Source organism: Butyrivibrio sp. (assembly GCF_017940685.1).
Lineage (GTDB): Bacteria > Bacillota > Clostridia > Lachnospirales > Lachnospiraceae > Butyrivibrio.
In genome coordinates, this window is record NZ_JAGAYD010000227.1 from 1 (window position 1) to 10,931 (window position 10,931).

General features: G+C 42.7%; 6 protein-coding genes. All 6 read right to left on the reverse strand.

Annotated elements, in window-relative coordinates; all coding sequences use genetic code 11:
• Positions 1–102: 102 nt before the first annotated feature.
• Entirely contained in the window at positions 103–678 is a 576-nt protein-coding gene (locus tag J6I68_RS13590) for a restriction endonuclease subunit S (protein WP_292221120.1), read from the reverse strand.
• Position 679: 1 nt separating this feature from the next.
• A complete protein-coding gene (locus J6I68_RS13595; protein WP_292221121.1) occupies positions 680–2,311 on the reverse strand; it encodes an HsdM family class I SAM-dependent methyltransferase in 1,632 nt (543 codons plus the stop codon).
• A gap of 21 nt (positions 2,312–2,332) precedes the next feature.
• Positions 2,333–5,512: a type I restriction endonuclease subunit R gene (locus J6I68_RS13600; protein WP_292221122.1), complete on the reverse strand. Its 3,180-nt coding sequence runs from the start codon at positions 5,510–5,512 to the stop codon at positions 2,333–2,335.
• A gap of 34 nt (positions 5,513–5,546) precedes the next feature.
• Positions 5,547–5,753 carry a helix-turn-helix domain-containing protein gene (locus tag J6I68_RS13605; RefSeq protein ID WP_292221123.1) on the reverse strand — a complete coding sequence of 69 codons (207 nt, stop codon included), beginning with the start codon at positions 5,751–5,753 and terminating at the stop codon, positions 5,547–5,549.
• A gap of 163 nt (positions 5,754–5,916) precedes the next feature.
• On the reverse strand, positions 5,917–7,293 hold the full coding sequence (locus tag J6I68_RS13610; protein WP_292221124.1) for a nucleotidyltransferase: 1,377 nt from the start codon (positions 7,291–7,293) through the stop codon (positions 5,917–5,919).
• Positions 7,294–7,344: 51 nt separating this feature from the next.
• The coding region (locus J6I68_RS13615) for a DEAD/DEAH box helicase family protein (protein ID WP_292221125.1) at positions 7,345–10,931 on the reverse strand (3,587 nt) is incomplete at its 5' end.

The following is a 10,931-nucleotide window of genomic DNA, read 5'->3' on the forward strand; positions in this document are numbered from 1 at the left end:
TAAGACAATCTCTCCAATAATGAGCAAACTGCTTGAAACGGAAAAAGAAAACCTTAGTCTTAAATCATTAAGGGATTATATTTTACCGTTTCTCATGAATGGTCAAGCTACGATTGCTAACTGATATAAATTATCATTTATTTTATTGTTGTTCTCTATTTTCCTATCTATAAGCGATAGCAACTCTCCTTTTCTTTTCTGTTCCTCCAATGATATTACGGGGATAGGGATTTCCCCTATCGCATCAAGTGATAACGTATATCTCTGCCCACTTCCACTTGCGTTCAGTTCATAAAACTTTCTTACAAAATCCGTCTGCAGAAAAGCATTAAGGTACTTCCCATCTAATACACATTTATCCGGCGATATTAAAGCACAGTGATATCCCAAAACGAGACCATCAATATCATCTGCAATATATGTTGACATTCCTATATCATCTTTAGTCTCGCTATCCTTTGTTATGCAAACATCTCCCTTATGCAGTGCATATTTTTCAATCTCATTTTCCTTTGCCGATGCAATCATAAAATTGGGAATCATATTTTCTGTAATAGCCCAGTTTCTATACACATCAACAAAATTACAAAGCCTAACGGTTTTCTCATTCTCAGCAGTCTTCTTATCAACATTACTGATAGAAATTGTTGCTAATTCTTTCAGCCTTCTATATTCCATGCTATTTCTCCAATCTCACTTTTCCAAGCTGCTCCATAATCTCTTTTTGAAGCTCATTCCCTTCATCAAAGTATTTCTGGAGATTAGAAGCATACTCTCCCATCTTCTCATTGAATTCTTCCTCTGTAATCTCAACATATTCAATCTTTACATCGAAATACTGACCTGCGGCGAGTGAATACTTCTTTTCAATAATCTCATCGTATGTAACAGCTACGGAAAAATCTTCTATTGCCTCTTTATTCTGGAATGTGGATACAATCTTATCTATCTCTTCATCACGTAAACGTCTCTTTTTGTTCTTGCCATCCTGGTATTCCTCACCCATTTTTGATGCATCAATAAGAACAACCTTGTCTGTCTGCTTTGAGTTGTCAAAAAACAGTACAGATACATTGGTACCGGTATTCGCAAACACGTTTGATGGCATACTTACACAGCCATAAACGATATGTTCATCTACAATATGCTTAAGAATATTATTTTCCACTCCTGATTTTGCGGTTACAAATCCTGTAGGTATGACGATTGCTCCCTTTCCACTATCTTTCAGAGAGTTGATAACATGCTGAATGAAGCAGGTATATATGGCCATACTCTCTTTTTTCTTTGCCGGAACTTTCGGCACTCCCGCCCAAAATCTTACGGGCATGGCCGCAATCTTTTCTCTTGTATCTGAAAAGTCCATTTTAAAAGGCGGATTTGATACAACATAGTCAAATCTTCTCAATTCCTGCCCATCATCACTCTTATGATAGGGAGACACCAGAGTATCACCTTGAATAGCGTGATCCAAGGAAGAAACCAGACCATTAAGAATCAGGTTTAGCTTCAGCATTTTATTACTTCTCTGCGAAATATCCTGGGAAAAGATGGTACACCTATCCTCACCGATCTGATGCGCAAGCGCCATCAGAAGCGTTCCGGTACCCGCAGAAGGATCATAGCACTCCATATTATGAAGGTCTGCATTATCCGATACTAAGAGCCTTGCCATAATAGTAGCTATCGCGTGAGGAGTATAATACTCCGCATACTTACCACCACCGGCAGTATTGTAATCTTTTATCAGATACTCAAATATCGAAGCAAAGAAATCATAGTGTTCTGAAAACACCTCCTCAAAGGAGAAATTAACTAGCTTATCCACCAATGCCCTGGCAAACGGGGCTCTCTGAGCCTCATCCGTAACGTACTGAGTCAGCTTTTCAAATAACGGTATCTTTGTATTCTGGGTGGTCTGCGTTGCAAAAATGCCCATATTCTTATCAGCAATATCTGTCATAGTACTGTCGAATATCAGATCAAAATCACCCTTGGACTGCTGATTCCAAAGGTTTGAAATCAAATGTTCTGGGTTGAGGCAAGGAACATCGGGATTCATTCTGTCCATCAGATCTTCTCTATCATCTTCGGACATAGAAGAATATGCTTCCTCCCATTTTGGAGCATCCGCTATCTTGGGGCTGATTTTCTTCAGTTCAAATCCAAACTTGTCATTAAGATATTTATAAAGGAAAACCTGCGTAATAATTTTATATTCATTCCCATCATTTCCCATGCCATAGGTCTGGCAGGTTGCCTTCAAAGCATCTATCAATGCTATAGTTTTGTCTTTTATTGCTTGATTCACTTTTATGATTCCTCCATTAAATTATGCTGCCGGATACACTTCTCTGTACTGGTTCATATACTGAAGCATTATCCAATAGGTCAGGATTCGTCTATCAGCACGAGTATTTGCTATATTCAACTTATCCATTCCATTTGAAATCTCAACCATGACAGTCTTCTCAAAATAATCATCTTTTTTCAGTATGTCGTTCCTGTCGTAAACCTTTTGGTCAACATCTGCCTTTATAGATACCAGAATGTCTACAACATCCTGATCATATCCGGACACAATGGGCTGTTCTCCATTAGCAGTTCGTTCCTTATTTGCCTCCATGATACGTTTATGGACTCTTGCAAATTTGGCATCCCCATTATACTTATTCATCAGGTTCTTATTCTTTCGCTTTAGTTCCTCCAGCTTTTTCAAGAACTCATCCAGCGCTTTTGAATACTGATTGAACTCATTTACACTCTGCACATTAAACCCGTGTTCCTTAAAGCGTGCCCTAAAAGCTTCAAGAAGTGTTATATATTCGGGATCCTCGTGATCAATATTCTCGGAGAACTCCCGGAGTGTCGTACTGAGCTTTTCATGAAGTTCTTCACCTCCACCAATTATGCGCATTTCCTCTTCGCCGAGTTTGCTGAAGTTGAAGGTTATGCCTTGCATCGCCTCGTTAACAAGCATGGTCAGATTCTCGGCATTTTCAAAGGCTTCTTTCTGATTCATGTTATCAATCGCTCTCTGAACCTCCCGGATCATATCGGATACCTTCTCCACCTTGAGTTTTTCAAAGGTTTCCTTGAGTTCATCATCACCAAAGGTACGAACCATGTTATAGCAATCTCTGGCTGAAATGAGGGCTTTCTTGAGTTTAAGTAGCTCTTCCTTCTCTTCTATACTCGAAAGTTCAAGGCTAAACTCCTCAACGTTATCAGTAGAATAGTTAAACAGAGACTGTCTTACATCTTTCATCTGCTGGATAAGAGATGTCTTGTCTTCAATGACTTGCGCAAAAGTGCTCGGAAGATCAGTCATACCCGTCTCTTCCGGATCATTGAAGCGGTTCAGCTCTTTCATATAAGCTTCATTCGTTTCATCGAAATTCTGTTTAATATCTGCAAAGTCTATGATATATCCGTATTTATTATCTCCATAAGGTCTGTTTACCCTTGTTATAGCCTGCAACAGGTTATGGTCTTTAAGCTTACGTCCGAAATACAGGCGTTTTAACCTTGGTGCATCAAATCCTGTAAGAAGCATGTTATAGACTATAAGAATATCTACTGTCATATTTTTCTTGAAATCGGTGATAATACCTTTTCTGGTTTCTTTATCATCGCTGTCATGTAATATAAGCCCTGCAGATAACACAGTCGGATGAGCAGAATTCTGATTCAATGCACTCTGTACCTCATCAAAATAGGCATAGAGCCGCCTTGCCTGCTCACTTGTTTCACAGATCACCATTCCACCAAGCGTATTGTCCCCATGCAAAATACGAAACTTTTTCAGATCTGTTATGATATATTTATCCAGTTCTTTTACATAGTTTTCATGCTCAATGATCTGTGACTTCGGTACATCCTTCTTCTGTACCAATGTCTCCAGCTTTTCATATATCTCCGACAGCTTTTCTTTATATTCTGTCTCTATTTCCTCACGGATGATTTTTAATGTATATCCATCCTGAATGGACTTGTCATAATAATACGTATGGAGATAGTTACCAAATATTCTCCACGATTCTCTTTCCTCTTTCAGCAACGGAGTTCCCGTTAGCGCTATTTTTATGGAATTAGTATCTGCATTCAGAAGATTTCCAAGGAAGCTACCGTCCGGTTTATATCCTCTGTGTGCTTCGTCTATGATAAATATCCTTTGCAGATTTGTTGCATAATCAGGCAGTTTCACTTTTGCCCTGTCATCATCAAACCTTTGAATATTTACAACCGTGATTTCCTGATTACCGCTGTTACCCTCCTGAGCCTGATTATTACGGAACTGTTCCATCAGCTCTGCTCTGGTGTTTGCTGTTTTTACTTCAAGGCCTCTTGCCTCAAATTCCTGTGTTGCCTGCTCAAGCAAATCAAGCCTGTCAACTATGAAATAGAATTTTGCTACCTTATTTTGCGCAGCAAGATAATCCGTAAGAACAGATGTAAGATAATACGACAATGCCGTTTTCCCGCTACCCTGCGTATGCCAGATTACCCCCGACTTCACACCTTCTCCTATCTTTTTCCGGATAGCCAAGGCGGCGAACATCTGCTGGTAACGCATAATATGTTTCTGGTCTGTAACCTCTATTTTGCCGTCTACTTCTTTTTCCTGCTTTACATATGCAATTCCATATCTCAATAGGAACAATATCCTTTCCGGACTGCACATAGAGGTTATTATTCTATTTGTAGGAGTGTTTATGTTGAGATTAGTCTGATACTCCGGAGTCGTATGTATAACCTGGCAATTAAAATCAGACAGTATTTTCTTCTCAACATCTGTATTTACATTCAAATAATGGTAATTCGCAATATATGGTGCAATTGCAGAATTACCCTGGTTTTCTTCTCTGAAACAGTTAAATGGAGCCGTTTTTCTGGCCGCAGTACAGTAAAAGGCCCCCTGTATTGGCGTTATTCCACCTACCGTGTCATATTCCATATTATTCGAGAAGATCATCAACTGTGTTATGTTGATAAATCTTCTGAACTTCTTATTAGGAAAGCGCTGTTTGTTCATGCGCTCACTTTCAGCAACCATACCACCATGGTTATTTGGTTTTTTTACCTCTATGAATATCAGTGGAAGACCATTTATGAATAGGGTGATATCAGGCCTAAAATTATCCTGTCCATTCTGGCAGGTAAATTCAGCCGTACAGTGATATACATTTTTCTCAGGATGTTCATAATCTATCAGCCTTATCGGAGATGTACTCGTAAGCCTTTTATAAAAGCTCTTTCCAAGGTCGTCATTATCAAGTTCCTGTCTGATACTTCTTAAAACATCCTCGGCCTCTCCCTCTCTCTCTGGATTCAACTGCCTAAACTGATTGATGAAAATTTCGCGCAGAATATTAGTGTCAGGATCATATTTTGTTCCTGCCATGTCCTCTGTTATTTTTCCATAATAAATATAGCCAAGCCTTGTCAAATGGACTAACGCCGGCATTTGTACACGAGTAGCCTCGTTAAACATACTTCTATGTTCTGACACTTATATCCCTCCGATCCATACGGCGGTATGAAAGCTAATTTTCATCCACGTATTCCATGATATCTCCATAATCAACATTCAGTGTCTTGCATATCTTCCCCAGAATACTCATAGCCACTTCTTCATCCTTATTAAGTTTAGTCATAGTATTCGGAGATATGTCCGCTTTCTTTCGCAAATCTGCTTTGCTCATTTTCTGATCTATCAATATTTTCCATAATTTGCTGTAGGATACTGCCATTAGCGCCTCCATATACCCTAAAAACACATATAATCAGTCATGATAAATTATATCTTAAATCGCCCCTTTTCGCAAGATAAATTCACAATTTCTTTCTACCAACTTCTTGCGATGTTACTGGTACAAAAATAGGGTGCAGAACCGAAGTCCCACACCCCTATACTTATATATCTCTCTGTGAAGCTACTGCTTCCTGCGCCTCTCGCTGTTTACTTCTTTGGGGGACTGCACTGTTTGCAGCTACTATTGCTTTCTTGGCCGCAAGTCTCGCCCGAAGTGATGGGCGTTCGCCTCTTGCCCTGCGCTTTCGCTCTTCTTCCTCGATGCGCTGCAGTTCCTCCAATCGTTCCTGCTCCGCCTGACGGGCTTCCCTTTTCTCTTCTGATTTGGGAACCGTGTTGCTGAGTACATTGTCAATCTGGTTAAGATTGACCTCCTCAAGCTCCTCCACTTTGGCAAGTGGCTTATACTCTGCCAGCTTCACAAGAAGTTCCGCAGCCTTGCGGACATCCTCGATGTTGTCGCTCTCTTCTATCACAGTTCCCAGGTACTTCTTATAATCAGCAGAGTTGCCATTTCGGATATCATCCGCTATATTCTGCACCTGCAGTTCCCAGTTATCGACCGTATCCTTGTACTCATAGGGATCAAAGTCACTGGAAAAGCGGTCTATTTCAGCCGCCAGCTTTGCAGCTTCATCCACATATACCGGCTTTACAGCATCCATATCCGGTTGCACTTTATCCTGCACAGTTAATCCAGGCAGTTCTCCAACTACCTTTACATCCGGAAATGCATCTATGATCTGTCCGACCTTTGAGAGTCCCTCCTGATTATTCCATATCTGAGGAACATACCGCAGATCATCAAGGTCTATTCTGTTTCCATATAGGACATCCATCTGCACATCATCTATCTCTGGTGTCCCCGCTTCATGTATGTTGATACCGACAGCAGGGATCATATTACTATGGTTCTCATGGATGCTTTCAAACAGAGCCTTTGCCTCTTCTATCGTGGCAATCCCCTCATGATAAGCTCCCATGCTGTGAAATTCGCCACACTCTGCAACGGTATAGGTTATCTCCGTGTTATGCTGCTGTGCTTCCTGCATCATCTGAGCCTGCTTTTCTGCAAGGTACGCTTCCACGCCTGTCAGATACTCGGAAAGACTCCCATGCTGTTCCTGTGATATTGTGTTTATATCGAGCTTAACGCCACCCATAATGATATCGCTCTGATGAAGAGTATTAAAAAGATCGTCCTCTCTCACCGAGCCACTGTAATACAGCACCACATCAAGGTCAGCTCCTTTCTCCTCCATACCTCTGCAACGACTGCCGGATACAACGACATCCTCAATTGTTACATCCATCCCATAATCATTCACTATGCCCTGTACTATTGTTTTAACATTAGCCTCTATCGTTTCAGGATCCATGCCGTCAAGCTCATGGAACTTCTCTTTGGTCTTATCCTTGAATGCGCTTATGACAGCGGCATCATTAAGGCTTTCGTCTTTTGTTTCATCTTTTGCCATTTCCGCTCCTTTCCAAAAGGCTCCGGAGATACTCCCCGAAGCCTTTTAATCTTATGCTATAACCTCTTCTTTTTTCTTTGCTACCGCAGGTGCTTTCTGATCCATGGCAGCCACAACTGCCTTTTTCTCATTCAGCCTTGCGATAAGGGAAGGTCTTTCCTCTTTCGACTCCGGTTTTGTTACAGATTCCTCCATATCCTCTGTCCCTGAAATAACCGCCCTCTCAAGTTTTTCACTGATTTCAGCCTTATTCTCTGATATGTCTTCTGCCTCTGTCGTAGCCTCCTGTGCCAGTGCTTCCGTCTCTGCCTGCTGTGTTGTTTCTTTCTCCGGCTCAGACTTCGGCGCATCTTCATCCAGATCAACTGCATCCTCGCCCTTTTCGTCCATATCCAAAAGACTGTTCAGTTCCGCAAGCCTTGTCAGCTTATCGTTAAGCTCCTGCTCCTGTGGGAATGGCTTTTCCACCTCAATCTTTGCAGTTTCAAGCTGCTGCTCCACATTGGCGAGTTTTGCAATCGCATCTTCAAGCTGTTTTGACAAGGATTCCATGGCATTACCGATACGGGTTATATTTCCGGACGGATCGGAGCCAATCTCCACTTCATGGCTAAGTTTCCCCTTCATGTTCAGCGTAAACTTTCTGAAAAATGAATCAAAAGTTACATTCATCTTCATGCCAAGGTACTCACCGATTGGCACAGCCACATTAGCCTGCTTCATTTCCTTGCAGATTCCAATAATCGCTGTCCCGGCTTCCTTCCTGTCATCATAGGTCTTTCCGGCTACCGTCATGGTAAAGATATCCTTATCCGCAGGCTTGTTGGCATTATAGGTAGCTATATCAGCTTTCATTCCGGCAATACGCTCTTTCAATGCCAATATCTGCTGCGGATAATTCTTTGCAATATTGTCCTCCAGTCGGTATTTCTGACTGGTATGGTTCGCTTTCATGAGTTTCAGCTTCGATACCTGAATATCCAGGTCCATCTTTTCCTTTATGTACGGATTGCCTGTTGCCAACGCCTTGACCTCTGCATAAGTAAGAGCTGCCTCGTCGATATCCTCACAGCTTCTGACCGGAGATTTGCTTGTCATGATCTGCCCGATGAACTTCTGCTTATTCTCGATCAGCTGCCAGGAGTACGCATCAAACGTACCCTCGGTAACGTAACGGAAGATCTTTACCTTCGGATTGGTATTACCCTGCCTTAAAATACGGCCTTCCTGCTGTTCAATGTCAGACGGTCTCCATGGCACATCCAAGTGATGAAGTGCTATCAGCCTGTCCTGCACATTCGTGCCGGCTCCCATCTTCTGCGTTGATCCCAATAAAAAACGTACCTGTCCGCTTCTTACTTTGCCAAACAGCTCCGCTTTCCTCGTTTCGGTATTCGCATCATGTATAAATGCTATCTCTTCAGGTGGTACTCCTTTAGCTATCAGCTTGTCCCTGATATCCTCATATACATTGAAGGTTCCGTCTCCTTTTGGTGTCGAAAGGTCGCAGAAAATGAGCTGTGCTGACCGCTTATCTGCTGTCTTTTCCCATATCTCAAATGCTTTTTCCACGCATACGCTGGACTTACTGTTAGGATCATCCGGCAGCATATCGTTCATAAGACGCTGATCTAAAGCGAGCTTCCTGCCGTCGTTAGTAATTTTAAGCATATTGTCAACGGAAGAATCCACCATACGGTTACGCACCCGCTCTGCCCTGTCTGCAAGGGATGCCACCATTTCTTTTTGTGCTTCTGACGGCTTTAATGTCACATTCTCATACTCTGCCTCCGGCACAGGGAGCTTTAACATATCCGGTGTCTGTATATCAGCGCTCTCCTTAAAGAGTGCGATCAGCTCCGGCAGGTTAAAGAACTTCGCAAACCTTGTCTTTGCCCTGTATCCGGTTCCTTCCGGTGCAAGCTCTATCGCAGTCTGTGTATCACCGAAGTTAGCCGCCCATGCATCGAACTGTCCAAGCCCCAGCTTCTGAAGCGTACCATACTGAAGGTATCTCATATTGGTATAAAGCTCCGTCATACTATTGCTGATAGGGGTTCCGGTCGCAAAGGTCACGCCCTTACCACCTGTCAGTTCATCAAGGTACTGGCATTTGTTGAACATATCCTGCGACTTCTGCGCCTCTGTCTGTGCGATACCTGCCACATTCCTCATTTTGGTATACAGGAACAAATTCTTGTACGAATGCGATTCGTCCACAAAAAGCCTGTCAACTCCAAGCTGCTCAAAGGTTACGACATTATCCTTACGGCTCTGGTCATTGAGTTTATCAAGTTTTGTCATAAGCTGCTTCTTGGATTTCTCCATCTGTTTGATGGTATATCGCTCGCCCCTGTCAGCCTTTGCCTGTGCTATAGCCTCAGTAATCTCATCAATCTGTCTCTCCAGTATCGCCAGCTGTCTTTCCTGTGACAGCGGGATCTTTTCAAACTGAGTATGACCGATGATCACAGCATCATAATCGCCTGTCGCTATACGGGAACAGAACTTCTTACGGTTTGCAGGTTCAAAGTCCTTCTTCGTTGCCGCAAGTATATTAGCTCCGGGATAAAGTCTTAAGAAATCTGATGCCCACTGCTCTGTCAGGTGGTTTGGTACTACAAACAACGACTTCTGAGCAAGCCCAAGCCTTTTAAGCTCCATAGCTGCCGCAGTCATTTCAAAGGTCTTGCCCGCACCTACGCAATGAGCAAGAAGCGTATTATCTCCATATAACACATGTGCTACTGCATTTTTCTGATGCGGTTTCAGCTCTATATCCGGTGTCATACCCGGGAACTGCAAATGCGAACCGTCATATTCCCTTGGTCTTGTGGAATTGAAACGCTCATTATAGACCTTTACAAGATCAGCTCTCCGCTCCGGATCCTTAAAAATCCAATCCTTAAAAGCTTCACGGATTGCCTCCTGCTTCTGTGCGGCAAGGGTGGTCTCCTTCTTATTCAGTACCCTCTTTTCCTTGCCATCCTCCACGATGGTATCATAGATCCGCACATCCTTAAGGTTCAGGCTATCCTCCAGTATCTTATAGGCATTCGCCCTACTTGTACCAAAGGTCATGTTGGCAAGGGTATTGCCATAGTCTGCATTCTTGCCCTTCACATTCCAAAGCCCGGTCACATCCGAATACTGTATACCCATGACATTCCGGTCAAAAAGATATCCCGGTGTCTGAAAGGTCTCACGCATGAAGTCCTCGATATACTTCGGGTCAACCCATGTTGCTCCAAGGCGTACTTCGATATCCGATGCTTCAAGGTCTTTCGGCATTACCTGTTCAAGATGTGCTACATTCACCTGATACTCTGGGTGATTCTCAGCATAGTTCTTTGCTATGGACAGCTTCTCACGGACATTACCAGACAGATATTCATCTGCTGTCTCCCACTGGTCTGTCAAAGGATTCCGGAATATAACTCCTGCCAGCTCCTCGGTTATGGCTTCTTTTTCCTTTCCCGTAAGCTCTGCCATATAGTCAAGGTCTACTTTGGCTTTTTCATCCAGGGAGACCGCCAGAGCCTCGCTTGCGGTATCAACGCTTGTCACCACCTCTGCGTGTTTGATGGTACGCTTCGTGAACATATCCGCTTTTCCAAGGAACTTGCCCTCATCATCCA

Excerpts from the sequence above, each read along its gene's own strand:
- J6I68_RS13605 (WP_292221123.1), bottom strand. The coding sequence starts at position 5,753 with ATGGCAGTATCCTACAGCAAATTATGGAAAATATTGATAGATCAGAAA.
- J6I68_RS13590 (WP_292221120.1), bottom strand. The coding sequence starts at position 678 with ATGGAATATAGAAGGCTGAAAGAATTAGCAACAATTTCTATCAGTAAT.
- J6I68_RS13610 (WP_292221124.1), bottom strand. The coding sequence starts at position 7,293 with ATGGCAAAAGATGAAACAAAAGACGAAAGCCTTAATGATGCCGCTGTC.